Genomic DNA, 25,324 nt, shown 5'->3' with positions numbered 1-25,324 from the left:
CATGCCAGGCATCTTCGGGATCATCGACGCGTCGTTGTCGGGCTCGCGCAGCTTGCCAGAGGAACTGCTGGCACAGACGAGGGTGATGCTTCGCAGCATGCGCCTCGAGGCATGGTATTCGTCGCGGCTAATGCATGTGCCTGCGGCCGGAGCAAGCGTGGGTCAAGTCGAGCTGCGGCCGCTTGCGCACCAGTCCGGACCGCTGCTGACGCTCACGACCGGTGAGCGAGCGACCGCAGTCGCAAGCGGCACGACCCCCGAAGACATTTTCCAGGGTATCGGCGGGACATCGGCGGGCCTTGTTGCCGAACCGTCGAGCGGCCGCGTCATTCTCTTCAACGATCGATACGGTCGCGAGCGTCTCTTCGTACGAACTGTCGGTTCAAGGACGTTCTTTGCGTCGGAGGCCAAGGCGATCCTTGCTGTCTGTCCCGAGGCACGCGCCTTCGATACGCAGGGTCTTGCAGAGTTCCTTGCCTGCGGATGCACGCTGACGACGCGATCGCTGTTCAGGGGAATTGCTGTACTGGAACCCGGGACCATGCTGTCGTTCGACCGCGACGGCGTGCGGATTAGCAGGTACTTCGTCGAGCAGGAGCTCGAACGCGGCTCACGACTGAGTGCCGATGACTTTCGTGCGAGCTTTACCGCCGCACTTCGCACGGAGGTTCGACGAGCAGCAATCGCCGAACCCGCGTCGGCCCTCTCGCTGACCGGCGGGCTGGACTCGCGGATGATCGCGGCCTGCCTCGCCGACGGACCGCCGCTGCCGTCCTACACGTTCGGCAGCATGTATCGAAAGACCGGTGACGTCTCCGTGGCTCAGTCAGTCGCCGGCATCTGTGGCCTGCCTCACCAGGTGATCGGACTGGGCGGCGAGTTCCTGGCGAACTTCCGGCAGACGTTCGACCGATCGGTGTACATCTCGGACGGATACCTTGGGCTGTCGGGCGCCGCGGAGCTTCACGTCAACGCGCTGGCGCGTGCCATAGCGCCGGCACGGATCACCGGTAACTGGGGTGGCGAGATGATGCGCGGGGTTCGCGCATTCAAGTTCACGGTTCCGAAGGGCAACTTCCTTCGTCCTGAACTGCTCGATTGCATGACCCAGGCCGAGGCGGCCTTCTCTCCACGAATCGCCGACCCGCTCTCCGGAACGCTGTTCCATCAGATTCCCCTCCAGGGGTACGGCCGCTACGTCGTCGAACGATCGCAGGTGATTACCCGGACGCCGTTTCTCGCGCCGCAAGTCGTGGAGGCTCTGTACGGCGCGGCGCCAGAGGTGCGGCGCGCCTGTGAGTCGGCGGCGGCCGTCATCGGCCAGCGGCCAGCACTGCTCGGCTTGCCGACAGATGCCGGTGTCGTCGTCACGCGCCCGGCACGCGCTCGCAAACTGTGGCGTCGCGCCGCGATCAAGACCGAGTACATGACGAGCCATGGTGCGCCGGACTGGATGGCACGCCTTGCCGCAGTGCTGCCGGCTCCGGTCCTCGAGACCCGGTTTCTTGGAGTGGACAAGTTCTACCACTTCCGGCACTGGATGCGGCATCAGCTCGCGCCGACGGTGAAAGCCGTGTTGGCCGCTGCCGCTCCGCGTCTCGAGCAGTCACTCGACCTCGAGCGGGTCAGGGCGATGGCCGACCAACATTGCCGAGGACAGGCGAATTACACCGATTCCCTTGACAAGGTCATGACGTTGGCAACGGCCGAGCGCATGCTGTTCGACGACGCGGCCTGGCAGCAGCGGCTTGGCGACGTGAGTACGGTCCGTGACGAGGAGCAGGCGAGGTGGGCGTGATTCACCGCGCTCGCAACAAGTGGCGCCGCTACGCCATCGAGCACTGGGGAGGTCAACACTTCCTCCTCGACGCACCGCATGCGTACGTGTCGTTCACATTCGATGACTTTCCGCGAACTGCATACACGGTCGGCGGCCGTATCCTGCGCGAGCACGGCGTGCGGGGCACCTACTTTGTCTCCTCGGCATTGCTCGGTGGACCGAGTCCATCGGGAGCCATCGCGACCGCCGCTGAAGTCGCTCAGGTCGTCGAGGACGGACACGAGATTGGCTGTCATACGCGCGAGCACCTCGATGGCACTCGCGCCACGCCGGAGGCCTTCGAGCGTTCCATTCGTGCCAATAACGATGCGCTGGCGGAAGTCATTCCAGGAATGGAGCTGGATGTCTTTGCCTTTCCGCTCGAGGGTCCGACTTTGCAGGTCAAGCGCGCCGTCGGTCCGCACTTCCGCGCCAGCCGCGGCGGCGGGCAGACCTTCAATGCCGGCCGGATCGATCTGCACCTGCTGAAGTCGTTCTTCCTGGACTACAAGACGCGCGACGACATGGATGCCATCAAGCGGGTGATCGACGAGAGCGCTGCAAGGCGCGGCTGGCTGATCTTCTCGACTCACGACGTGGACCCGACGCCGTCCGCCTACGGCTGCACGCCGGCGACATTCGAAAGAGTGGTCGCCCTGGCTTGCCAGTCCGGCGCGCGGGTGCTCCCGATGGGTCATGTCTGCGCCGAGCTCGGCATCGCCAGATGAGTGCGTCGCTCGACACCATCAGCGTGCCGACCGGGCTCAAGTCGAGGCTCGAGACGAGCTTCGATCGCGTCGTCGCGTGGGTGCAGGCACACGAGTACCGCGCCTACGAGCCGGCTGACGGCAACTCGTCCCTTTTCTATCCGTTGACGATGGGGAAGGTGCCGCCTATGCGAGTGCTGCAGCAGGTGGTGCTTCGCGCCCCGTTCAATATCCGTCCTCTGCTTGGCGTGAGGCCGCACGAGTCGGCGATTGGCCTCGGCTACATGGCGTGGGCATACCTCGTGCGGTACCGCACAACCAGAGACGCGCGCTTCGCGAAGGAAGCGCGGCGATGCCTCGACTGGCTGATGGCCAACCGCGCGCCTGGCTACAGCGACTACTGCTGGGGCGACCCTTATGAGTACGCCACCAGGAGCGGACGCCGGCCAAAGGGCGAGCCCACCCTGATCTGGTCCTCGCTGCTTGGCCTCGTCTTCGTCCAGGCGTACGAGGCGCTCGACGACGCGCGCTATCTGCAGGTGGCCGAGAGCGTCGGAAGGTGGATCCTCGCGCTGCCGGCCGAGAAGACGGCGACCGGCACCTGTCTCAGCTACGTCACCTATCGCCAGAACTCCATTCACAACGCAAGCGTGATGGGCGCCGCCTTTCTGGCTCGACTCAGCTCGATTACCGGCAGCGACCACCAGAGATCGATGGCTCGAGAGGCGGCGCTGTACACCTGCGCGCGCCTTCGAGACGACGGGTCGTGGTACTACGCGGAGGAGCCCAAGTATCACTGGGTGGACAACTTCCACACCGGGTACAACCTCGTCGCCGTGGACACCTACCGCAAGGCGTCGGGAGATGCGTCGTTCGACGATGTGCTGGCGCGAGGCATGCGCTACTTCACGCGGACGTTCTTCGAGGCGGATGGACGGCCGAAGTACTTCCACGATCGCACGGCTCCCGTGGACATCCAGTGTGCGGCCCAGGCCATCGAGACGTTGATTCTGCTCTCCGACCTCGACCCGCAGGCGTTTCCGACGGCCATGAAGGTCGCCAGTTGGACGATCGGCAATCTTCAGGCAGCCGACGGCCACTTCTTCTACCGGGACCTGGGCTGGAGGAAGGTTCGCACGCCGATGCTGCACTGGGGCCAGGGGACGATGGCCAAGGCGCTCGCGGTGGCGCTGGAGGCAGTCGATGCCCGCGCCTGACCGCGCCAGTCTCCGGTACGCGCTGATCACGCCGGCGTGGAACGAAGAAGCGCATCTGGAACAGCTGATCGACACAGTCGCCGGCCAGACCACACGTCCCATCGAGTGGGTCATCGTCAGTGACGGATCCACCGATACCACTGATGCGATTGTCAGGGCTGCGTCGCAGCGGCACCCCTGGATTCGCCTGCTTCGACTCGAGCGCTCGCCTGAGCGGAACTTCGCGGGCAAGGCGCACGCCTTCAACGCCGGGTACGCGTCGTTAGCCAGAGTGCAATTCGACCTGATTGGCAACCTCGACGCCGACATCACGCTGCCGGCCGACTACTACGAGTTCCTCGTCGGCAGGTTCGCCGACGATCCAGAACTCGGCGTGGCCGGGACCCCATTCGTCGAAGATCCGACACGGCCGGATGTGCACAGCTATGCGCATCGGTTTGCCGATCTCCGACACGTCTCGGGTGCGTGTCAGTTGTTTCGTCGCCGCTGCTTCGACGAGGTCGGCGGCTACGTGCCGGTCAAGCAAGGTGCGATTGACTGGGTCGCGGTGACGACGGCACGCATGCGTGGGTGGAAGACACGCACGTTCCTCGAGAAGTACTCGTTCCACCACCGGGCAATGGGTACGGCCGATCGGAATGTCCTCCGAGCTCGCCTGAACCACGGTGAGAAGGACTTCCTGGTCGGTGGCCACCCCGGATGGCAGCTGCTGCGCTCCGTATTCCAGATGCGGCAGAAGCCGCTAGTTCTTGGTGGGGCCTGCCTGATGGCGGGCTATGCGTGGGCCTGGGCGAGAAGGCTGCAGAGTCCCGTGCCGCCGGACCTTCGTGCCTTTCATCGCGCCGAGCAACTCGAACGCCTCCGCGCGTTCGTCGGCCGCGGCCGCGGCGCGGTCGACGAGCGATCGACCAGCGCCGCGCCCAGCCCGTCCCGAGAATGAGCACGCCTCTTCGGCGGCCTCTACGCGTCTGCCATCTCGCGTACACGTTCCACGAGTCCGACAACCGGGTGATGCGCTACGTCCGGACGCTGGCGGCGCGCGGAGACCAGGTGGACGTCATTGCGTTACGGCCTGCGGGCTCTGGCAGGCGCGCCGACGAGGGAACGATTCGCGTGTACCAGATCCAGCGTCGGTCGACGACGGAGCGAGCCGCGTGGATGTACTTGCTCAAGCTGCTCTGGTTCTGGCTCAAGTCGATGAGCATCCTGAGCTGGCTTCAGGTGCGCCGCCGCTACGACGTCGTGCACGTGCACAACGTCCCGGACTTCCTCGTCTTTGCGGCGTGGCTGCCGAAGGTGATGGGGGCCCGGCTGATCCTCGACATTCACGACATGATGCCGGAGCTCTATGCTGGCAAGTTCGCGCAGGGCCGGCCATCGAAAACGTTCGGCATGCTGGCGGCTCTCGAGCGCCTGTCGTGCCGGTTTGCCGATCACGTGATTGCGTCAAACGATCTCTGGGTGGAGACGTTGAACCGGCGCAGCGCCGCCGCCGACAAGTGCACCGTTTTCATCAATCATCCCGACCTGACGCTGTTCCGGCCGCGGCAGCGCGCTCGGCCGGATGGCGCGCCGTTCGTCTTCCTGTATCCGGGATCGCTCAATCACCACCAGGGCGTGGATCTCGCCGTCAGAGCGTTCGCCGCCGCTCGAAGCCAGATGCCGAGCGCGGAGCTCCACATCTATGGTCGCGGTCCGGCACTGCCGCTCCTACATGATCTCGTAAAGGAGCTGCACCTCGGCGAGGCGGTCCGCATCAAGGACTTCCTGCCGTCGGTCCAGATCGCCGAAGTCATGAGCGCCGCCGACGTGGGTGTCGTGCCCAAGCGCGCCGACGGCTTCGGGAACGAAGCGTTCAGCACGAAGATCCTCGAATTCATGGCGTGCGGCGTGCCGGTGATCGTCGCCCGGACCCGCATCGACGCGCATTATTTCACCGACGCGTTGGTCAACTTTTTCGAACCAGGCGACGTCGAGAGTCTCGCAGGAGTCATGCGGCAGGTGTACGCGCATGCGGCGGAGCAGGTCGGCAGAATCGAGGCGGCCCGCGAGTTCGCTGGCCACCAGAGCTGGCAGGCGCGACGTGCCGACTACGAACGCCTCGTAGACGCGCTTGCATCGTTCAACCGCACGGCGGCGTTGCACGCCTCCTGATCCGCCTGTCCTCCGATGCTGTTCAATTCGCTCGAGTTCGCACTGTTCTTTCCTGTGGTGTGCGGACTGTACTTCCTCAGTCCGGCGTCGTGGCGAACGCCCTTGCTGCTGCTGGCAAGCTGCGTCTTCTACATGGCGTTCATACCCGCGTACGTTCTGATCCTCGCGGTCACCATCCTGATCGACTACGTCGCCGGAATCTACATCGAGCGCGTCACAGGTCGACCGAAGCGGGCCCTGCTATGGGTGAGCATCGTCGCGACCTGCATGGTCCTGTTCGTCTTCAAATACTTCGCGTTCTTCACTGGGATGTTCGTTGGGTTCGCCGGCCTCCTTGGCTGGCAGCTGTCCGAGCCGGCGCTCGGGCTGATCCTGCCGATCGGGTTGTCGTTCCATACGTTCCAGAGCCTCAGCTACGTCGTCGAGGTGTACCGCGGGCGCCAGGCCGCCGAGCGCGACTTCATCACGTACGCCACCTACGTGATGTTCTTTCCGCAGCTCGTCGCGGGGCCGATTGAGCGTCCGCAAAATCTGCTGTGGCAGTTCCACCGATTTCACGATTTCGACTACGCCCGTGTCACCAGCGGCCTGCGGCGAATGGCGTGGGGTTTCTTCAAGAAGCTCGTCGTCGCGGACCGACTGGCCATCTTCGTCAACGACGTGTATGGCTCGCCCCAGAACCACAACGGCCTGCAACTCACCATCGCCACAGTGTTCTTCGCCTACCAGATCTACTGCGACTTCTCGGGTTACTCGGACATTGCCATCGGGACGGCGCGGGTGCTGGGCTTCAGGCTGATGGAGAATTTCGACCGCCCGTACCATGCGGCTTCGGTGAGCGAGTTCTGGCGGCGCTGGCATATCTCGCTCTCGACCTGGTTCAGGGACTACCTGTACGTACCTCTCGGCGGCAGCAGGGTGGGCCCGGGACGCCGCTGGCTCAACATCCTGGTGACGTTCGGCATCAGCGGGCTGTGGCACGGCGCGAACTGGACCTACGTCGTTTGGGGACTTCTGAACGGTTTGTATCTCTGCCTCGGCTGGGTCTTCGGGCCGATGGTGGACCGGGCATTCCGAGTCGCCGGGTTGTCGGAGGACAGCGCCGTGCGGCGAGGAGTGCTGGTGACGACGACCTTTGTGCTGACCTGCCTTGCATGGGTGCTCTTCCGGGCAGAGAGTCTCGACGACGCATGGTTCATCTACGGCCACCTGGCGACCGACTGGGACATGCGTGCACTGGGCACGGAGAGTTTCGGGACAGGCCAGTTCGTGCCCGCGGTCGGCGCCATACTGGCCCTGGAACTCCTCGAGCACGCCAACCTGCGATACCGCTGGGCCCGGCGCGTCCCGTCCTTGCCCACCGTCGTCCGTTGGCCCATCTATGCTGCGGCGATTTTCGTCGTGGTGATGTTCGGCGTGTACCGGTCGAGCCAGTTCATTTATTTCCAGTTCTGAGCGCTTAGCTTTTCATCGCGTGTCCGCCGCCGTCTACGCGCACCCTGCTCGCCCAAGCACCACCGCCGTGGCCGTGCGCCCACAGCCGCGGGCCGCTGTCACCCGGCTGGCCGCCTTCGCGGGTCTGATGTTCGCTCTGGCATTGGGCCTGGATGCACTCGCCGATGCGGGGCTGAGGCGGATCACGACGTCCAAGTTCGGTTCGTTGAACCGGGTCATGTCAGGCGCGGTCAATGCGGCGGTCGTCGTGAACGGTTCGTCCAGGGCGCTCGTTCACTACGACCCTCGTGTCATCACCAGGGCGACCGGCCTGTCTGCCTACAATCTGGGCATGAATGGCGTCCTTACGGATGTCCAGTTGCCGATGCTGCAGGCGTACCTGAGACACAACACGGGAACCAAGCTCGTCATCCAGAATCTGGACGCCTTCTCGCTGAAGGCAACCAAGCCTGGCGAAATCTACGACCCGCCGCTCTACATGCCGTACCTCGACGACCCAGACCTGTATCACGGGTTGTCGGCGATCGATCCTGCGGTTTGGAAGTGGCGACACATCCCGCTGTACGGATACACCGTGGAGGACACTCGGTTCACCTGGGCGCGGGGCCTGCTCGCATTCGCTGGTGTCCAGCCGCCGGAGGATTACGTCGACGGGTTCAATCCCCGGCGACTGTCGTGGACGGGCGATTTCGAAGCCTTCCGCGCGTCGTTGTCGACCGGCCTCTCGTACCCAACTGACGCGAAGGCAATGGCAGCGCTCGAACAGATCGTGGACGTATCGCAGGCAGCCGGCGCCAAGGTCGTCCTCGTCTACTCGCCTGAGTACGCCGAAGCGCAGTCACTGGTCGTCAACCGTCGCGAGATCTTCGCCGCCTTCGAAGCCCTCGCGCGTCGTCGCGGCGTCGAGCTCTGGGACTACAGCGATTCGCCGCTGGGCATGCAGAGGAACCTGTTCTACAACTCGCAGCATTTGAACGCGGACGGCGCGGCGTTGTTTTCCGAGCAACTCGCCCAGCGACTTGCACTGCCCGGGATCACCCGGTAGCGCGGCCGCGAAGATCATCCAGATGCCGATTCCGCGCCGAATCATCCAGACGGGCAAGAGCCGCACGCTGTCCCCGTTGGCGAGGGCGAGCGCCACGAACCTGAAGCTGCTTCACCCAGACTGGGAGTACATCTACTTCGACGATGCCGACGTCGGGCGGTTCATCGACACGGAGTTTCCGGAGCATCGTGAGGCGTTCGACGCGTTCCCACAGAACATCCAGCGCTTCGACTTCTTCCGGTACCTGGCGATCTTCAGACTCGGCGGCTTCTACTTCGACACCGACGTCCTGCTCTACGAACCGCTCGACGAGCTCTTGAGTGGCACCGCGGTGTTTCCGTTCGAAGAGATCACGTTGAACGCGCACCTTCGTCGAGCCGGGATTGACTGGGAGATTGGTAACTACGCGTTCGGGGCTGCTCAGTCCGAGCCGTTCCTTGGACGGGTGATTGAGAACTGTGTCCGGTCTCTACATGACACTTCGTGGGCGAGTGAGATGCTGCACGGGATTCCCGGCGCCTTTCGTGCCGGCTTCGAAGTGCTGTGCACGACTGGACCGGCCATGCTCTCACGCACCTTGGTCGAGAACTCCAAATTTGCTCAGAACGTCACCGTGCTGTTTCCACCAGACGTGTGCGATCCGACGCACTGGCATCAGTTCGGGCGATACGGAACGCACCTGATGGAAGGGACGTGGCGTGTCAAAGGCGGCTTCCTCCGTCGCCGGCTGGGGTGGCTGTGGGCCGATCGACTGCAGCGGCAACTGCTTGCTGATAGTCGGCTGCGTGGCCCGGTCCGCGCCGTCCCTCAGTCTCAACAGCCTCGGGCAGTCATCGCAGGCGATGCACGAGGCTAGCAGCGTAACGGCCGCCGGTGCCCGCCCAGGCGAGGCTCGGAGCGTCGCGTCGTCGGCCGTGGAGGGGAGAGACTACGCCCTCGACTGGGTCAAGGGCGCGCTCGTGCTTTTGATGGTCCTTTACCATTGGCTTAACTACTTCATCGGGTTGGATTGGCCAGGCTATCCCTATCTGCGCTTCCTGACGCCGTCGTTCTTGTTCATCACTGGATTCATCGTCGGACGGGTCTATCTGGCGAGGTATGCGGGATCCCCATGGCAGCTTGCCGGCCGCTCGTGGCAGCGCGGGGTCAAGTTGCTCACACTGTTCACGGTCCTCAATTTCGTCGACACGGCCAGCGCCCTTGGCAGCATCGACCCGGATATATTGAAGTGGGCGTGGCCATCGGAAAGACTGGAGGCGGTATTCCTCCACGGCGGCGGCGGAGCCGCGTTCAGCATCCTGATTCCGATCGCCTATTTTCTCTTTGCCGTCCCCTTGATCTGGTGGAGCGTAAGGGTGGCAGGCGTGCCCTTGTGGCTCCTCGCCTCGGCGATGGTGGCGCTCGCCATCACCCGCGCCTTGTCTGGCTACGGCAACGCGCAGTTCGAATTCATATCAGTCGGCGTCGCTGGCGCTGGTTTAGGAGCCGCACGGCGTTTCAAGCTCGAGTTCCTCGCAAGCCACGTTGCGCTCCTGCTCGTGCTCTACGGGTTACACCTGGCGGCAATTGCAGTATGGAACACTCCATTCGAGGTACAGGTCGTCACCACCTACCTCAACGTCTCTTTCCTTTACGCATGCGCCTCTCGCCTAAACCCAAGACTCATCCTTAAGCAAGGCGTGGTTGAGCTTGGGGAGTACTCTCTGTTCGCGTATGTCGTCCAGATCGTGGCGCTCCAGGTGCTTCGACGCGGGATGCCCGCTCCCCCTGGAGTGGGAGGAAAGGCCCTTGCCCTAGCCGTAGCGATCCTGCTGACCTGTGCAGCCGTCCGCCTCATGGCGAGGATACGAAGCCGCTCGCGCCCTGTCGATTGGTGGTATCGGACGGTGTTCGCGTGAAGCCTGTGTTGGTGCGCGAAGGACGCTGGCTCGCCCGGGTCGGGCACCGTTGGCGCATCGAAGCATCGCTTCAAACCCGTAGAGCTGAACTTCGATCCGGCTCTTCATGATGACCAACAACAAAGTTCGTTCCGATCATTCTAACGTGGCATTGCCTTGCGAATCGGCGTCAGCGCCAGAAATGTCCGTCACCCGAGGCATAAACGAAACGGACGATCCGCGTGGAATCATCCTCAGTCCCATTGCTGGCAGGACACGCCAACGCGTTCTGTACGTCGACAACTACGGCGGCCGAGCCGTCTGGCAAAAGATCAAGGCTGGGGACCTGCCGCCACATCACCTAAGAGGGTGCCTCGAACTAGTGCGAATGGGGTACGAGGTGGTGCTGCCGGAGCCGGTTACCGACTTCTACTTCTGGCGGCGGCCGCTACCACACGACCTCGTGCTGCTGCCCATCATCAGAGACTGGCTGGGCTCAGACGGAATCGTGTTCTGTGGGCACAACGTCCTCTACTGGCTCCTCATACTGAAGAAGATCGGCATCATCAAGTGCCACGTCGTTTCACACCTCTGGGCCCGCGAGCCACTTAACCTAGCCAGATGGCATAGTGGGATCGTCGCCCTGACGCCGGCCGGAGCGCAGCAAGCAAAGTTGCTGGCACCTCGGGTGAACACGGTGACCCTTGGCTGGGGCGCTACACTCGATGTCTACCCTCGAATGCCATACAGGCCGGAGACATTCTTCTCGTGTGGCATCGCTCTCCGAGACTTCCGTACGCTCAGTGCCGCTGCCACAGTGTGGGGCGGCCCTGTCACCGTAGTCGTACCTGGGGAGATTGACGGTGTGAGCTGGTCCCCCAACGTCACGGTCATCAACTCAGGTCAAGGGTGGAACTTCGAGAGCAAGCGGCTCAGCTACCACGAGCTGTTGAATGCGTACTACCGTCGCAGCATTGCGTCGCTCCTCATTCTTCGCGAGGACCCGGAAGAGTACACGGCTGTCGGCTTCACCGAACTTCTGGAGGTTCTGGCGATGGGCCGTCCCCTCATCATGACAAGAACTGGGGCTCTTCCGACGCAGATCGACGTGGAGCGCGAGGGGTGCGGCCTCTTCGTGCCTCCAGGCGACCCGGACGCCCTCGCCATCGCGATGCGGCGATTGGCCGATGATCCCGAAGGTTCAGCGCGCATGGCGCGCCGCTCACGCGAGCTTGCCGAGAGTTACTACAACATCAACCGCTACGCGCGGGAGCTCGACACCTTCTTTCTGTCGCTGGGCTAGCAGCCCGTGGTGAAAGTGTGTGAGCTACCCCACGAGGGATCGACACGATCGATCCCGCCCGGTAGACTGCGGCGCATGGCAATGGGCACGCGACAGGACGATCAGGCACCGCTGTGGATCGCGACGTCGGAGTTGCCCACCGGCCCTGGTCATCCCTTTTACACGCGGCTGAATGCGGTGCTCGACGCCGCGGGCTTCGATCGCTACGTCGAGGGCGAGTGTCACCGCTTCTACGCGCCCCGCATGGGCCGGCCGGGTCTGGCACCGGGCCGCTACTTCCGCCTGCTGCTGGTGGGCTACTTCGAAGGCCTCGACTCGGAGCGGGGCATCGCGTGGCGCGCCGCAGATTCGTTGGCGATTCGTCGCTTCCTGCACGTGGGGCTGGAGGACGCGACGCCCGACCACTCGACGATCTCGCGCACGCGCCGACTGATCGACGTCGAGACGCACCGCGCGGTGTTCACGTGGGTGCAGACCCAGTTGGTGTCACAGGGCCTGCTGACGGGCAAGACGCTCGCGGTGGACGCGACGACGCTCGAGGCCAATGCCGCCATGCGGAGTATCGTGCGGCGCGACACCGGCGAGACGTATCAGGCCTACCTGACGCAACTGGCGGCCGCGTCGGGGATCGCGACGCCGACCCGCGAGGCGCTGGCGCGCTTCGATCGGCGCCGCAAGAAGAAGGGGTCCAACGACGACTGGACGCACCCGGACGATCCCGACGCCAAGATCACCAAAATGAAGGACGGCCGCACGCACCTCGCGCACAAGGCCGAGCACGCCGTCGATGCCGACAGTGGCGCCATCGTGGCGGTAACGGTGCAGGGCGCCGACGTCGGCGACACCACCAGCGTCGTCGAGACCGTCGTGGAGGCGGCCGAACAGCTGGAACGCGCGGGGGCGTCCGGCGCCCTCGACGAACTGATCGCGGACAAGGGCTACCACGCGAACCGCAGCCTGATCGATTTGCACGCCCTCGGTATCCGCACCTACATCTCGGAGCCCGACCGCGGCCGCCGTCGCTGGGACCAGGTGCCAGACGCGCAAGCGCTCGTCTACGCAAATCGTCGGCGCATCCGCGGGCAGCGTGGGCTGGCGCTGCTGCGACGACGCGCCGAACGCGTCGAACGCTCCTTTGCGCACCTCTACGAGACGGGCGCGCTGCGGCGGACCCACGTGCGCGGGCATCAGAACATCCTCAAGCGGCTGCTGGTGCATGCCGGCGGCTTCAATCTGGGGCTCATCATGCGGCAGCTGGTGGGCGCGGGCACGCCGCGGGGCCTCCAGGCGCGTCTCGGCGTGCGCTGCGCTTGCCTCGCAGCCAGCGTGGACGCTCTGCGCCTCCCCTGGCCGGTTCTTTGGACCTTCGCCGCGTCACCCATAGTTACGCCCAGCTACACCAACGGCACGCTCTCGGCGGCGACGCTGGCATGAGTCAGTGACTTGCGCCACGGGCTGCTAGGCGCCTCGCCCGCTTGCGTACTCCTCACCCGAGCGCCCGGTAGACCATGCGGATACGTAGCGCACTGAGAATGTACTGCCGCCCCCGGCCTGCGAGCAAGCCGCGGACTCCTGTGGAAGGACCGTCCTTGGACGATTGGGTGATCGACACAGCGTTATTCCCCCGAAGTAGAAGCGAGAATACCAGTCACCGCGGGCCCGATACAGTTGCACCCTTGACCGGAGTGAAGCGATGCCAAGTACTGACGCCAGAATATTTGTCGCAGGTCACCGCGGCCTTGTCGGATCCGCCATCGTTCGACGTCTGCAAACAGAGAAATATTCCAATCTGCTGACTGCGACTAGAGACCAGCTTGACTTGCGCGATCAGGCTGCGGTGAACTACTGGTTCCGCGCCAATCGGCCAGAGCACGTGTACCTAGTTGCCGGCACCGTTGGAGGCATTCTAGCCAACTCGACACGTCCAGCCGAGTTTATCTACGACAACCTGCTGATCCATGCGACAGTCGTTCAGGCAGCGCATGCATTCGGCGTGCGGAAGCTCCTATACCTTGGCAGTTCTTGCATCTACCCGAGGCATGCGCAACAGCCGATGACTGAAGATCAGCTGCTGACGGGGGCTCTCGAGCCGACCAATGAGTCGTACGCCATTGCCAAGATCGCGGGCATCAAACTGTGTCAGGCATATCGCTCACAGTACGGCTCAGATTTTATTTCGGCCATGCCGACAAATCTTTATGGCCCCGGAGACAACTTCGACCTGAAAAGCTCGCACGTCTTGCCGGCGCTGATACGCAAGTTCCACGATGCAAAGCTGGCGAGACTAGAAGAGGTGACCATCTGGGGCACCGGCACGCCGCGTCGCGAATTTCTGCACGTCGACGATCTGGCGAGCGCGTGTATGTATCTTGTCAGTCACTACAGCGAGGCCCAGCACGTCAATGTCGGCACCGGCGAGGATCTGTCGATCAAGGAGCTGGCTGAGCTAGTGCGAGCTGTCGTGTACCCAGGTTCGCGGCTGGTCTTCGATCCGTCCAAGCCGGACGGCATGCCTCGCAAGCTGCTGGATGTCTCGCGCATGCATGCACTCGGGTGGCGCCATCAAATTGACCTAGCGGAAGGTGTCCGTACTACATACGATTGGTTCCTCGCCAATCAAGACACGGCACGCACCGCGCCCCTGGGTGGTCGCGGCCGAAGTGTCGAGGAGGTGCGGGAGCAAGCGTGACCGCGGCGGAGACGTGCGCGCCGGTTGAGGTCTCCCGTCAGCGAATCCTTTATGTGCTCTCATGCTGGCCGCACGATCAGGCGTACGGTGGTCAGATCCGTGCCCTGCAAGTGGCAAGAGCACTGGCACGGAAGGGTAAGGTGACGCTCGCAATCGTGGGCGCCGATCCTGTCTTGGAGTCGGTGAAGGTCAGAACCGCCGAAGAGTTCGATCTGGCCGGCGAGTGGCCGGTCCAGTCGACCGGCATCCATGGACTTGGTGCCTTGATTAGGTCTCTGTTCGCACCAGAGTTCGTCAACATTCACGGCGTCGCCTTGGACGAGGCGTCCGAGAAACATATCCTTGCACTCATGAAGTCTGACGCTGACCTGGTGTGGTTCTTTCAATTGAGAACAGCGAACTACTTCATGACCGCCAACTGGCCTGACGCGGTCGTCGATGTCGACAATCTTCCCAGCGCGTCAGCCACGTCGACAGGCGAAGGTACTTCCTTAAGTGTGAGCAGGCTTGCAGCTCGCCTGCGAACCTGGCAACTGCGCCGCCATGAGCGGCGACTGGCGAAGCGCTTCGGCGTCGTGGCGGTGTGCAGTGACGCCGATCGTCGAACTCTTGGAGCCGACGGACGCCTACTGGTCATTCCCAACGGATTTGACATGCCCGTCGTTGAGACCGCACGGGCTCCAAGCAATCCACCTCGTATCGGGTTCATCGGTCTACTGGAGTACGAGCCCAACCGCGACGGCGTGCGCTGGTTCCTTGCGCACTGCTGGCCCGCACTGCGGCAGGCTGTGCCCGGCATTCGCCTACGACTCGCGGGCAAGGGAGGCGGCCGAGTTGTCAACGGTTCAGTCGACGGTGTCGACATACTTGGCTGGATCGACGACGCCGGGGCCGAAATGGCAACATGGTCTCTAACAGTGATTCCGATCTTCTCTGGCGCGGGGACACGTATCAAGGTCGCAGAGGCCTTCAGTCGTCGTTGCCCAGTTGTCGCGACGCCGTTAGGAGCCTACGGTTACGAGGTTGAAGATGGCCGGGAGCTGCGGCTCGGCGACACGCCGGAAGCGTTTGTGAGCGCTTGCCTCGACCTCCTTCGTGACCCTGTCGCCGCCGCAGCCATGACGGCACGGGCATGGGAAGCGTATGTGGAAAACTGGAGCTGGGATGCCGTCGCCCCAAGGGTGTGGGAGGCCGTAGAAGAGGCTTTTCGACATCGACGCTCGCGGGGCGCCGAGTCAGTGATGACCGACCGCTCGTGATGTGAAGCCAGGAGACATAGATGTTCGGATTCGGAAGCAAATTGCGTTCACTGGTGCGGCGTGTGACCAACGCGCCAGATCAGAATACGCGGTACGACGAGGAGACGCGGGCCGTCATTCACAGGGTGTGCACGCCAGACGCCACGTGCATCGATGTCGGTTGTCATCGCGGCGAGCTTCTCGACGTGATGCTGGCTGCTGCTCCTCGCGGACGGCACTATGGCTTCGAGCCGCTGCCGGACTATTACGACGACCTGAGACATCGTTACGACGAGACCGGGCTCGCACGCATTCTCAACGTGGCGCTTAGCAACATCAAGGGAGTCGCGACGTTCAACTACGTCACATCCAATCCGGCCTACAGCGGATTACGCCAGCGCCGCTACCCGCAAGAGGAAACAGTCGCCGCGATCGACGTGAAGACGGACCTGCTAGACAATCTCCTCCCTGCGCACCAGCGCGTCGATCTCATCAAGATTGACGTCGAGGGCGCCGAGTTGCAGGTGCTGGAGGGCGCCGTGAGAACACTTCACCGGAACAGACCCGTCGTCGTCTTTGAACACGGGTTGGGTGCAGCTGACTGCTACGGCACGCGGCCGGAGCAGGTATATGACCTGCTGACCAAGGAAGCGGGCCTCGCCGTGTCGCTCATGGCCAGCTGGCTCAACAGTGAGCACCCACTAACCAGGGACGACTTTGCTCGAGAGTTCGATAAGAGTAGGAACTACTACTTCATCGCATACGGCAAGTAAGGCAACTGCATGTCCTGGTACGCGTCCAGCGCGACGGGTTCAAGTAGCCGAATGGGCACGATCTCAATTTCGTAAGGTGCGTAGGTGACGGCCGTCAAAGCAGCCCGAATCGGCGCATACGTGTGGGGGGGCTGACTCCAACTGCGACCAGCACCCTGGCGGGGCGAACTGCGACGCAGTTCCCTCGCCCTCTCGCAGAGCAGCTCTTGCTGGTCGAAGTGGGCTGCCAAGATAATAACAGCACCGGCAATCGGCCGACTAGATCTAGCAGACGCCCTTCCGACTGCGTGGCCGTATGTGTAGCCACTCCCGTCGCGCGCAAAACAGTCGTTTAGAAAGTGTCCGCAATATGCAAATCCCGCGCGAGTACGCCAGCAAGCACGGTGTTGCTTGCCTCCTGGTCTTGCTTCTCTGCTCCTCACTCGCTCGAGCTCAGGGACATCCAGGGGCCGAACTCATTCCGTCAAGCCGGTTAATCGACTGGATCCCTGGAGTCACGGTCGGTGTTCCAGGCGGTATACCAGCACACCGAACAAAGTGCGACACCAGCGCATGTCAAGCACTGGAGAGGGCCCCGAGCCAGTACAAAGACGGCTCGACCGACGCCGCGCCACTCATCCAGGCGGCTATCAACTCCGCACTGCCGGAAACGTACGTCTACATTCCCACCGGCACTTGGCGAATCGGCTCAACGCTGAGTATTGGTCCTGCCAACACACGCGTCACGGTTCGCGGCGAAGGCGAGGGCACTATCCTGGTGCCGTCCGCTCAAGCTGGTGTCCTCTCGGTGGGCTCCTCAAGCGATTACCAGTGGGCTTACCCGACGACTGGGAACACGGTCCTAGCCGGACTGACCAGAGGCAGTACCGCCATCTCTGTATCCGACACGACGCCATATAGGATTGGCGCCATGCTGCAGTTGAAGTTTGAGAACGAAAACACCGTTGAGCGGCCGATAATCAGCGTTGCCGGCTTCCCCAACCTGAGAAGGCAGTTTGTGCGCATCGTGGGCAAGACGGCGACCACGCTGTCGTTCTATCCGCCCCTATACAACACCTATCCGAACGGCGCCACGATCGCTATGGCGCAGCAGCAGGTCGAGTTCGCTGGCGTCGAAGACCTCAAGATCGAGGCGGGAGGCTCGACGGCGCCCGTCGGCGTGCAGTTTGATCAGACATTCGGATCCTGGGTCAAAAACGTGCGAGTGCGCCAAAGTACCAACTACAATGTTTCTTTCAGCAATTCGCTTCAGTGCGAGTTGCGAGGCTCCTATCTCGACGAGCTCAATCATGGCGGGTCGAATGGTGCGGGCCTACTAATGAATACAGTGACCGGATGCTTAGTCGAGGACAACATCATTCGCGATTCATTTCCTGGCATTGAAATCAACGCCGGCTCCTCGGGGAACGTCGTCGCATACAACTTCATCAACAACTCTAACGGCCTCATAGGAATCGACACCAATCACGCGCCACACAACGACTTCAACCTCTACGAAGGCAACATAGCGCACAACTTGATGTCCGATGGCTACTTCGGTAGCAACTCCGACGACACGCTTTACCGAAACTGGCTCACCGGACTCGCAATCATTGCCAATCCCGCACCTTCAGACCCCATCAAAAACAGTCCCACGTGGTGCCTGAGTCTGAAACGCTTCACGCGCAACTATTCAATCGTGGGCAACATCCTGGGGAGCGGCGCGCCGCACGTGGCTCAGTGGGAATGCGATGGCTACGGGCAGCCTAACATCGGGAACGGGGCGTCGTCGGGAGAGGTGCAGCCATCAGCGGGCAGGTATTGGGCCGATTGGAACCCGGTCACAGGGACCAACATAGTCGGTACAATCGTCGGTCGGCATAACGTGCTCGACTATAAGAATGACACATGCGTCAACTGTGGCGGAACACTCAGCCTTACTTCTGGAAAGCTAGCAGTTGGTCAGACGCCGCTGCTGAGATTCGGCTCCGGCGCGTCGGTGTGGACAACGGTGAAAGCCGTCAGTGGTGACACTATCGTGATCGACTCCTCACCGTGGTCTGCAGCCATTCCAGCTGTGGGCACGGGCGCTGAGGTCTGGCCTGGAGCGGTCGGGTATCAAGAGCTCGACCTCGATGTACGTGCCACAACAATCAAGAAGGGCAACTACTCGCACTTCAGCCGATCCATCCCGCCGGCAGAGTCATTGAGTGGCGTGTCCTTTCCCCCGTCGTTGTTTCGTCGAGTCAAGCCGCCCTACTTTGGCGACCGACCATGGCCTGCAATAGATCCCCTGAGCCCGGGTCAGGCATATGATGCGAGTAACCCTTATCGCAACTACGAAGCAGTACCGGCCGCTTACCGCTACTTCAAAGGGAGCCCGCCGCTAGGCGTCAACGCGCCCACTGCTCCGATCGTCAGTCAGGAACCGAGAGACCTGTCGGTGCAAGTCGGGCAGTCAGCTACGTTTACCGTTCTCGCCAGTGGCGTGCCGAATCCAACCTACCAATGGAAGAAGAACGGTGTCCCAGTAGCTGGTGCGACGTTGCCCTCGTACTCGACTCCCGCAACCACCGGTGCCGACAGTGGCTCCAGATTCAGTTGCGTCGTGACCAACGCATCTGGCTCTCTCACGACTAGAGAGGCTTCCCTTGCGGTCGGCAACGTCGTGCCGCCCACGGCCCCACAGAACCTCAGGGTACGGGAGTAGGAGGGCCGGGCCTCTTGACCACTTCGGCGTGCCGCGGCGATGATCTGTGGTCACAAGGGCCCGCGAGAAGGCGCCCTGAACCACGCAGCGTTTCGCCCACGGTGGAGTCGCCCTTCGTCAATGATGATCCATGTACCCCGATTGCTGGCGCAGGTACGTGGCTCCCCACCCCCCCCCGAAAGAAGTTGCGAGTGACACGCTAGCGTGATCAGTAAGACGCCGCTTGTCTGCGACCATCGCCAAGGCAGAGACGGCTGCGCCAAGCAGCAACGGCAGAGCGAGCGATCCCAGAGGACGTTGGGGCAACTGGAGCGCATCTGATGCCGCAGCTCATCGCGCTGGCGTTCTGGTTTGCGGCAACATGGCTGATCTGGCGAGACACACGGTCCAGAGAGGGAATCTCCTCAGCGCTTTGGATCCCGACTCTGTGGGCAGCGATTCTCCTCTCGCGTTCCCTATCCGCGTGGCTGGGTGTCGGAGGCGGTGCAGGGGGTGTGGATAGCCAAGAAGGCAGTCCGCTTGATCGATTGTTCTATTTCGCTTCAATCTTGGCTTCGATTGCCCTGCTCATACGACGGCGTCTGAATTGGGGCGCACTTTTGAGCAGTAACTGGCCCTTGTTCCTGGTCTACGGATACTTCCTGGTCTCGGTCGTGTGGGCGGATTCACCGGTTGTGTCGTTCAAGCGATGGTTCAAGGACATAGGGAATGTGTTTGTCGCACTGGTGATACTGACTGAAAGTAATCCCTTACAGGCCGTACGGGCCGTGTTTGTGCGCAGCGCCTACGTACTCATTCCGCTCTCGGAGATCTTCCTTCGCTACTTTCCATACCTGGGACGACGTTACAGCAATCATTCGGGCGGACTCGAGCCGATCGGCGTGACAATGCAAAAGAACAGCCTCGGGGCGCTTGTAGTGGTGGCCGGGCTTGTCCTGGTGTGGGACTGGTTGGAGCGAGCGACCGATGGACGTCAGAGGATGCAGTTGCCCGAACGCCTCTGGCGTGCCGGTGTCCTTCTTGTCGGCGTTCGCTTGCTCTACTTGTGCGACAGCAAGACGTCCATCCTCTGCTTTGTCATTGGTCTCGTCATTCTGCTGTCGATCCGCATGCCTGGATTGCGAAGCCGGGTCAGCAAGATGGGCGTCTATTCGCTAGGCGCTGTGGTCGTGGCGTTCATGTTAGACCAGGCATTCGGACTGTCCGAGTTCGTCGTCGCAGCAATGGGGCGAGACATGACGTTCACGGGGCGGACCGAGGTATGGGCCGTCCTCCTAGGACTAAGGACCGATCCTCTCTTCGGCACAGGATTCTATAGCTTCTGGTCGGACGAATACTACCTGGCGCAATTGCCGGACTGGGTCGCCTTCTCGGCGCACAATGGATATCTTGAGACCTATCTCGACGGCGGCCTGTTCGGGGTTCTCCTCTTGTCACTCATGCTTGTGGTATTGGCATGGCGGACGAATCGTCAACTTGGTGCGGCCGGAAACTTCGCGTTGTTCAGGTTTACTGTCTTGGTTGTCACGCTGATCGCAAACTTTTCCGAGTCGCACTTCTTTCGGATGTCACCGCTAGCCTTTCTGTTATTCGTATCCACCCTTGATGCAACGACTCATCCAGGCAGGGTCTTGAGGAGCGCAGGAACCGTGTTACGAGAGAGAGCGGGTAGTATGGCAGCGTCCCCAGTGCGCAGACCGTCAGGATTGACGGAGGGCCGCCCCAGCGGATGACCACCAAGGCGAAAGTGACGATAGATGGCCACGGTACACATCGATCGGCAAGCCCTTGCGGGGCCTCTTCGGCGATAGCCTCAACGGCAAGCGCGCGACGAGGGCCTTAACCTGGAGTGATTCTGGAATCGGCACGTGCGTGGCGGGGATAAGTGGCAAGTGACCGCGGCGCCACAATGCCGTCAGGATTCGAGCGTGGCCCTTCGCCGCGCGCTCGAGTAGATGGCCTTTGTCTGCCAACTTGGCAGACAGCGTCACTTAGTGTCGCCCACAAAAGTGATCGGGCGTTAGCGGCCAGGCAAGTCACCGCGATCTGCGTGGTTGCCTGAAGAGCCGCGGATCCTCAGATTCACAGAGAGTTCAAATGCCGACGACCAAGGAACAGTGTACGAACCTGGTGTACGAATGCCTCGACGCAATGAACGAACTGCTCGTGCGCGACACACCACTGGGGAAGGCTCCCGACACCGTACTGATCGGGGACGGAGGGTTGGATTCACTCGCACTTGTCAACTTCATCGGGATGCTCGAAGACTCGCTCGACGCCAGGCTGCACTGCAACGTGGTGCTCGCCGACGAAGACGTACCCTTCGCGACCGTCGGCGAGCTCGTGGATCTGATCCACCGCCACGTGGCCCAGTAGAGCGACGCCCTCATCATGATCCGGGCGTGTGCGCCATCCGTCGCCGCATCGACAGGGTATCCGTGAACGGCCTCCTGATCTCGGACTTCAACATCGAGAATCTCGCTGCATACCTGAAGCGCGATGACCGGCAGTTGCCAGTTTCAGCCGTCAAGGTCTCGTACGGGCAGGTGACCCGCGTCCTGATGGACCACCGGGCCGAGGAGTGGTCGCCACGGCCGGAGTTCACGGTCGTCTGGACCCGGCCAGAGGCCGCATTGAGTGTTTTCTCTCGGCTGCTCGACGGCAACCCGGACGTGTCTGAATCAGCCCTTCTCGACGAGGTGGATGGGTATGCCGCAGCGCTGGCGGCAGCCGCCGACCTCACCGGAGCCCTGTTTGTGCCACTCTGGACACTGCCGCCCAATCACGCCGGGCGGGGGCTGCTTGACCTGGCACCAACTAAGGGGCCAGCACGCGCCCTTCTTCAAGCGAACCAGAGACTGCTTGCGCGCCTGGATGGGAAGCCTGGCGTATTCCCACTGCTTGCGTCCCGCTGGCTCGAGCTATGCGGTCCGGGCGCCTACAGCGCGAGGCTCTGGTATCTGGGCAAGATACCGTTCGTCAACGAGGTGTTCCGGGCTGCCGCGTGTGACATAGCCGCCGGCCTCAGCGGACTGCACGGCCGAGCGCGGAAGGTCATCATCTGCGACCTCGACGACACCCTGTGGGGCGGCATCGTTGGCGATGATGGCTGGCAACAGCTCGTGCTCGGCGGGCACGACCCGATGGGCGAGGCGCTGGTGGACTTCCAGAAGACTCTCAAGGCGCTGACACGCCGTGGTGTAGTCTTGGCCCTCGTCAGCAAGAATGACGAGGACGTCGCGCTCGAGGCGCTCCGGAAGCACCCTGAGATGGTGCTGAGACCAGAAGACTTCGCGGCATGGCGCATCAATTGGGACGACAAGGCCAAAAACATTATCGACCTGATGGCAGAGCTGAATCTGGGGCTCGAATCGGCGGTTTTCCTCGATGACAATGCCGTCGAGCGTCAGAGAGTACGGGACGCCCTGCCGGAAGTTCTAGTGCCAGAGTGGCCCGCCGACAAGAGGCTGTACCCGCAGGCACTTCTGGCTTTGGATTGCTTCGATCGACCGAGGGCGACCGACGAAGACCGCACACGAACGGCCATGTACGCCACCGAGCGTTTGCGTAGTCAGGTGATGAGGTCGACGGAGTCGTTGGATGACTGGCTGGGCAAGCTCGGCGTCACGATTCGCGTTGAAGCTCTCTCCGCCGATGCGCTCGTACGCGCGACGCAGCTGCTGAATAAGACCAACCAGATGAACGTGTCCACGCGCCGGCTCTCAGAGTCGGAGTTCATGGAGTGGAGCCGCCGCTCAGGTCACGAGGTATTCACGCTCCGCGTGGGCGACAAGTTCGGCGACTCGGGTCTGACCGGTCTCCTGGCGCTTTCTGCGGATAGCGGGAAGGCGCGGGTCGTCGACTTCGTCCTTAGCTGCCGCGTGTTTGGCCGCAAGGTCGAAGAGGCGATGCTTCACGTGGCAGTGGAGTGGGCGCGCCTACACCAGCTCGACACCGTGGAGGCGGTGTTCCTGCCCACGCCGAAGAACAAGCCGTGCCTGGACTTCTTCCGGCGATCTGGGTTCCAGGAGCACGAGTTGCATCGCTTCTCGTGGCCGACGGCGCAACCCTATCAGGCGCCTTTGTCCATCAATCTGGAGCTGGCAGCAATCTCACACACGGCTGGGCCGACCGACGCAACGCGGAGCTGACATGCCAGAGCGTGCAATTCATGGCTTGTTCAAGCGTGCTCTGCAGACTTTGGCGCGCGTGGCTCCTGGCGCCAAGAGCCTACGCGTCACGCTGCACCGATGGCGTGGGGTAACCATAGGCGAGGGTGCCTGGATCGGCTATGACGTCATTCTCGAGACGTCACGACCACACCTCGTCCGAATCGGTGCCCGATCGGTGATCAGCATTCGAGCGATGTTCGTCGCGCACTTCCGCGGTGCCGAGGGCATCACCGTCGAGGACGATGTGTTCATCGGGCCGGGTGCGATCATCCTCCCGAACGTGACGATAGGGCGCGGCGCCGTGGTGACGGCGGGCAGCGTCGTGTCGTCATCAGTGCCGCCCATGACGGTCGTGCAGGGGAATCCAGCCCGGCCCATAGCCATGTGCGGAGTGACCCTGGCAGGTGACCACACGCTGGCTGCCTTCTATCGGTCGCTGAGACCGATAAAGAAGGCGCCCCGGGCAGAGCGGTGATGCCGTGAGTGATACGAAGGTTCTCGTGCTCCCGGGGCTCGACCACATGCCCGGCAACGTCTGGGCCGCGCTCCGCGAGATCCTGCCGATCTCCTTCGAGGATGCCGGAACCCGATGCGACATCACGAACATCGACGCGATCCTGGTTCTTAGGGCCGACGACCTCCAAGCCGAGTTCGCGTTGCGGACGGGCAAACCGTGCTTCATCGTCGGGACGCCTGAGTCCCACGCATCAACTTCTACCGGGGAAGTCGAGGTTCGGTTCGAGGACGCCGGTGTTCTCGACTCACGCCTCCGCGGGCAGCGACTCGCACACACCCCGTTTGAAGAACGGCGCTCGCTGCAGCCGCGCTCGCACGATACCGTGTGCGCCTGCATCGGAGATGCGCCTGTGTGGCTTCAGCGCCCCGACTCGGCTGTGACGCACGACATCGTGGCGTATGGGCCGCCACACTTGAAGCAGGGGGAGAGCCTTCTTGACCACTGCCACGGCACGCGATTCCTGCAGGTAGTGCCCTTGGTCCACTTCCTAAGGCGAGTGTTGGGCGCTCGGGGTTGGAGCACACCCGGCTTGCGAGCCTGCTTCATGTTCGATGACCCAAACTTACACTGGCCGACGTACGGGCATATCTCGTACAGCTCGCTTGCCAAAGCCGGTCGCGAGGAACGCTTCCACGCAGCAATGGCAATGGTGCCTCTAGACTGCTGGTTCGAGCACCCCCGCGCCCTCGAGCTCTTTCGGGCCCATCCGGATCAACTGTCGTTGCTCTTCCATGGCAGCCATCACCTCTACGCGGAACTGGCCAGCAGCACGGAACAGTCGGCCAACAGCGCGTTAATCGCGGACGCCTTTGCGAGGATTTCTAGGTTCGAAGCACGCACCGGCGTCGCGGTGAACCGTTCGATGGCCGCACCGCACGGAGCCTGCTCGCTGCCGATGATGCATGTCATGCTGACACTAGGCATGGAAGGGGCCTGCATCTCGCCTTGGTCGTTGAGACTATGGAACCCCGACCACGACTGGGGGCCTGCATTCGGCTTGTCCATTGCTGAGTTGACTACGGACGGTTTCGCCGTGCTGCCGCGTTTCCGTCTCGGTTCTGGCGCACTCGGTGACGCTGTTCTGGCCGCCTTCCTCGACAGACCGATCGTGCCTGTCGGGCACCACAACACCCTTGCCGAAGGCATCGACCTGCTCACGAATCTTGCACGCGACATCAACGTACTGGGCGATGTCCGTTGGTGCAGCATGCGCGAGATCCAGCAATCGAACTATCTGTCTCGTCGCACTGGCTCCACGCTCGTCGTGAGACCAGGCGCGGCCCGGGTTAGAGTATGCGTTCCGGACGGTGTCGATCGTTTAGAGGTCGAAACGCCGGCTCACTGCGCTACGTCCAACTTCCAGATCGAGCAAGCCACCATCAAGAACGGGAGGCTGCCGAAGGCCGGAGATACCGAGGCTAAAAACTCCGTCCGTGCTGGCGAGCGCATCTGGTTAAGTGCCGTGCTGCTCGGGTCTCACGGCGCCACGCCCTCCGGACGGCGTCCGCTCCCGGCGCGGGCGTTAGCCCGCCGCTTGCTCTGTGAAGCTCGTGACCGGCTGCAACCGCTGGTCAAGGCGGCGACGTAGTATCAGAACCCCGACGGCACTCCTTACGCCCATGTGGCCACGGGGTGGGTGGCGGTGTAGAGCGCCTTCCCATGATCAGAC

20 protein-coding genes are annotated in these 25,324 nt (G+C 62.5%); all 20 read left to right on the top strand.

Annotation, left to right across the window (positions count from 1 at the left end; translation table 11 throughout):
• The first annotated feature begins 1 nt into the window (after nt 1).
• Nucleotides 2-1,798, top strand: coding sequence for an asparagine synthase-related protein (locus LuPra_RS31140; protein ID WP_157899911.1), 1,797 nt, complete (start codon nt 2-4; stop codon nt 1,796-1,798).
• Entirely contained in the window at nt 1,795-2,547 is a 753-nt protein-coding gene (locus LuPra_RS31135; RefSeq protein WP_157899910.1) for a polysaccharide deacetylase family protein, read from the top strand. Before LuPra_RS31140 ends, LuPra_RS31135 begins: the two co-directional genes overlap by 4 nt.
• Entirely contained in the window at nt 2,544-3,743 is a 1,200-nt protein-coding gene (locus LuPra_RS31130; protein ID WP_110174389.1) for a glycoside hydrolase family protein, read from the top strand. Before LuPra_RS31135 ends, LuPra_RS31130 begins: the two co-directional genes overlap by 4 nt.
• The gene (locus tag LuPra_RS31125; RefSeq protein WP_110174388.1) at nt 3,730-4,683 is read left to right on the top strand and encodes a glycosyltransferase family 2 protein; all 954 of its coding nucleotides are present in this window, start codon (nt 3,730-3,732) and stop codon (nt 4,681-4,683) included. The genes LuPra_RS31130 and LuPra_RS31125 overlap by 14 nt, the downstream gene beginning before the upstream one ends.
• The gene (locus LuPra_RS31120) at nt 4,680-5,897 is read left to right on the top strand and encodes a glycosyltransferase family 4 protein (RefSeq protein ID WP_110174387.1); all 1,218 of its coding nucleotides are present in this window, start codon (nt 4,680-4,682) and stop codon (nt 5,895-5,897) included. Before LuPra_RS31125 ends, LuPra_RS31120 begins: the two co-directional genes overlap by 4 nt.
• Before the next feature lie 15 nt (nt 5,898-5,912).
• Nucleotides 5,913-7,352 carry an MBOAT family O-acyltransferase gene (locus tag LuPra_RS31115; protein WP_110174386.1) on the top strand — a complete coding sequence of 480 codons (1,440 nt, stop codon included), beginning with the start codon at nt 5,913-5,915 and terminating at the stop codon, nt 7,350-7,352.
• 67 nt (nt 7,353-7,419) lie between these two features.
• Nucleotides 7,420-8,397, top strand: coding sequence for an SGNH/GDSL hydrolase family protein (locus LuPra_RS31110; protein ID WP_162472873.1), 978 nt, complete (start codon nt 7,420-7,422; stop codon nt 8,395-8,397).
• 22 nt (nt 8,398-8,419) lie between these two features.
• Nucleotides 8,420-9,253, top strand: a complete 834-nt coding sequence (locus LuPra_RS31105; protein ID WP_110174384.1) for a glycosyltransferase family 32 protein — start codon at nt 8,420-8,422, stop codon at nt 9,251-9,253.
• The gene (locus LuPra_RS31100) at nt 9,240-10,295 is read left to right on the top strand and encodes an acyltransferase family protein (protein WP_110174383.1); all 1,056 of its coding nucleotides are present in this window, start codon (nt 9,240-9,242) and stop codon (nt 10,293-10,295) included. Before LuPra_RS31105 ends, LuPra_RS31100 begins: the two co-directional genes overlap by 14 nt.
• Before the next feature lie 106 nt (nt 10,296-10,401).
• Nucleotides 10,402-11,577 (top strand): glycosyltransferase, encoded by a 1,176-nt coding sequence (locus LuPra_RS31095; RefSeq protein ID WP_110174382.1) that lies wholly within the window; start codon nt 10,402-10,404, stop codon nt 11,575-11,577.
• A gap of 75 nt (nt 11,578-11,652) precedes the next feature.
• Entirely contained in the window at nt 11,653-13,011 is a 1,359-nt protein-coding gene (locus LuPra_RS31090) for a transposase (RefSeq protein ID WP_234800639.1), read from the top strand.
• Nucleotides 13,012-13,270: 259 nt separating this feature from the next.
• Complete coding sequence (fcl, locus tag LuPra_RS31085) at nt 13,271-14,266, top strand: GDP-L-fucose synthase (RefSeq protein WP_110174381.1); 996 nt, start codon at nt 13,271-13,273, stop codon at nt 14,264-14,266.
• Entirely contained in the window at nt 14,263-15,525 is a 1,263-nt protein-coding gene (locus LuPra_RS31080) for a glycosyltransferase family 4 protein (protein ID WP_110174380.1), read from the top strand. The genes fcl and LuPra_RS31080 overlap by 4 nt, the downstream gene beginning before the upstream one ends.
• A 20-nt stretch (nt 15,526-15,545) precedes the next feature.
• Complete coding sequence (locus LuPra_RS31075; RefSeq protein WP_110174379.1) at nt 15,546-16,277, top strand: FkbM family methyltransferase; 732 nt, start codon at nt 15,546-15,548, stop codon at nt 16,275-16,277.
• Between the two features lie 910 nt (nt 16,278-17,187).
• A complete protein-coding gene (locus LuPra_RS31070; protein WP_157899908.1) occupies nt 17,188-18,966 on the top strand; it encodes an immunoglobulin domain-containing protein in 1,779 nt (592 codons plus the stop codon).
• A gap of 320 nt (nt 18,967-19,286) precedes the next feature.
• A complete protein-coding gene (locus LuPra_RS31065; RefSeq protein ID WP_110174377.1) occupies nt 19,287-20,699 on the top strand; it encodes an O-antigen ligase family protein in 1,413 nt (470 codons plus the stop codon).
• Nucleotides 20,700-21,063: 364 nt separating this feature from the next.
• Nucleotides 21,064-21,342 (top strand): acyl carrier protein, encoded by a 279-nt coding sequence (locus tag LuPra_RS32465; protein WP_157899907.1) that lies wholly within the window; start codon nt 21,064-21,066, stop codon nt 21,340-21,342.
• 62 nt (nt 21,343-21,404) lie between these two features.
• Nucleotides 21,405-23,117, top strand: coding sequence for an HAD-IIIC family phosphatase (locus LuPra_RS31060; RefSeq protein WP_157899906.1), 1,713 nt, complete (start codon nt 21,405-21,407; stop codon nt 23,115-23,117).
• A 1-nt stretch (nt 23,118) separates the two neighbouring features.
• Nucleotides 23,119-23,613 carry an acyltransferase gene (locus LuPra_RS34115; protein WP_110174375.1) on the top strand — a complete coding sequence of 165 codons (495 nt, stop codon included), beginning with the start codon at nt 23,119-23,121 and terminating at the stop codon, nt 23,611-23,613.
• A gap of 4 nt (nt 23,614-23,617) precedes the next feature.
• Nucleotides 23,618-25,243: a hypothetical protein gene (locus LuPra_RS31050; RefSeq protein ID WP_110174374.1), complete on the top strand. Its 1,626-nt coding sequence runs from the start codon at nt 23,618-23,620 to the stop codon at nt 25,241-25,243.
• Nucleotides 25,244-25,324 lie beyond the last annotated feature (81 nt).

Source organism: Luteitalea pratensis (genome assembly GCF_001618865.1).
GTDB lineage: Bacteria > Acidobacteriota > Vicinamibacteria > Vicinamibacterales > Vicinamibacteraceae > Luteitalea > Luteitalea pratensis.
This window is presented reverse-complemented; position numbering and strand designations above follow the sequence as displayed.

What these genes read in the sequence shown, in the direction of transcription:
- fcl (WP_110174381.1), top strand. Translation starts at nt 13,271, where the DNA reads ATGCCAAGTACTGACGCCAGAATATTTGTCGCAGGTCACCGCGGCCTT.
- LuPra_RS31090 (WP_234800639.1), top strand. Translation starts at nt 11,653, where the DNA reads ATGGCAATGGGCACGCGACAGGACGATCAGGCACCGCTGTGGATCGCG.
- LuPra_RS31125 (WP_110174388.1), top strand. Translation starts at nt 3,730, where the DNA reads ATGCCCGCGCCTGACCGCGCCAGTCTCCGGTACGCGCTGATCACGCCG.
- LuPra_RS31115 (WP_110174386.1), top strand. Translation starts at nt 5,913, where the DNA reads ATGCTGTTCAATTCGCTCGAGTTCGCACTGTTCTTTCCTGTGGTGTGC.
- LuPra_RS31140 (WP_157899911.1), top strand. Translation starts at nt 2, where the DNA reads ATGCCAGGCATCTTCGGGATCATCGACGCGTCGTTGTCGGGCTCGCGC.
- LuPra_RS31065 (WP_110174377.1), top strand. Translation starts at nt 19,287, where the DNA reads ATGCCGCAGCTCATCGCGCTGGCGTTCTGGTTTGCGGCAACATGGCTG.
- LuPra_RS32465 (WP_157899907.1), top strand. Translation starts at nt 21,064, where the DNA reads ATGCCGACGACCAAGGAACAGTGTACGAACCTGGTGTACGAATGCCTC.
- LuPra_RS31100 (WP_110174383.1), top strand. Translation starts at nt 9,240, where the DNA reads ATGCACGAGGCTAGCAGCGTAACGGCCGCCGGTGCCCGCCCAGGCGAG.
- LuPra_RS31120 (WP_110174387.1), top strand. Translation starts at nt 4,680, where the DNA reads ATGAGCACGCCTCTTCGGCGGCCTCTACGCGTCTGCCATCTCGCGTAC.
- LuPra_RS31095 (WP_110174382.1), top strand. Translation starts at nt 10,402, where the DNA reads ATGATGACCAACAACAAAGTTCGTTCCGATCATTCTAACGTGGCATTG.
- LuPra_RS34115 (WP_110174375.1), top strand. Translation starts at nt 23,119, where the DNA reads ATGCCAGAGCGTGCAATTCATGGCTTGTTCAAGCGTGCTCTGCAGACT.
- LuPra_RS31070 (WP_157899908.1), top strand. Translation starts at nt 17,188, where the DNA reads ATGCTGCAGTTGAAGTTTGAGAACGAAAACACCGTTGAGCGGCCGATA.
- LuPra_RS31105 (WP_110174384.1), top strand. Translation starts at nt 8,420, where the DNA reads ATGCCGATTCCGCGCCGAATCATCCAGACGGGCAAGAGCCGCACGCTG.
- LuPra_RS31130 (WP_110174389.1), top strand. Translation starts at nt 2,544, where the DNA reads ATGAGTGCGTCGCTCGACACCATCAGCGTGCCGACCGGGCTCAAGTCG.
- LuPra_RS31075 (WP_110174379.1), top strand. Translation starts at nt 15,546, where the DNA reads ATGTTCGGATTCGGAAGCAAATTGCGTTCACTGGTGCGGCGTGTGACC.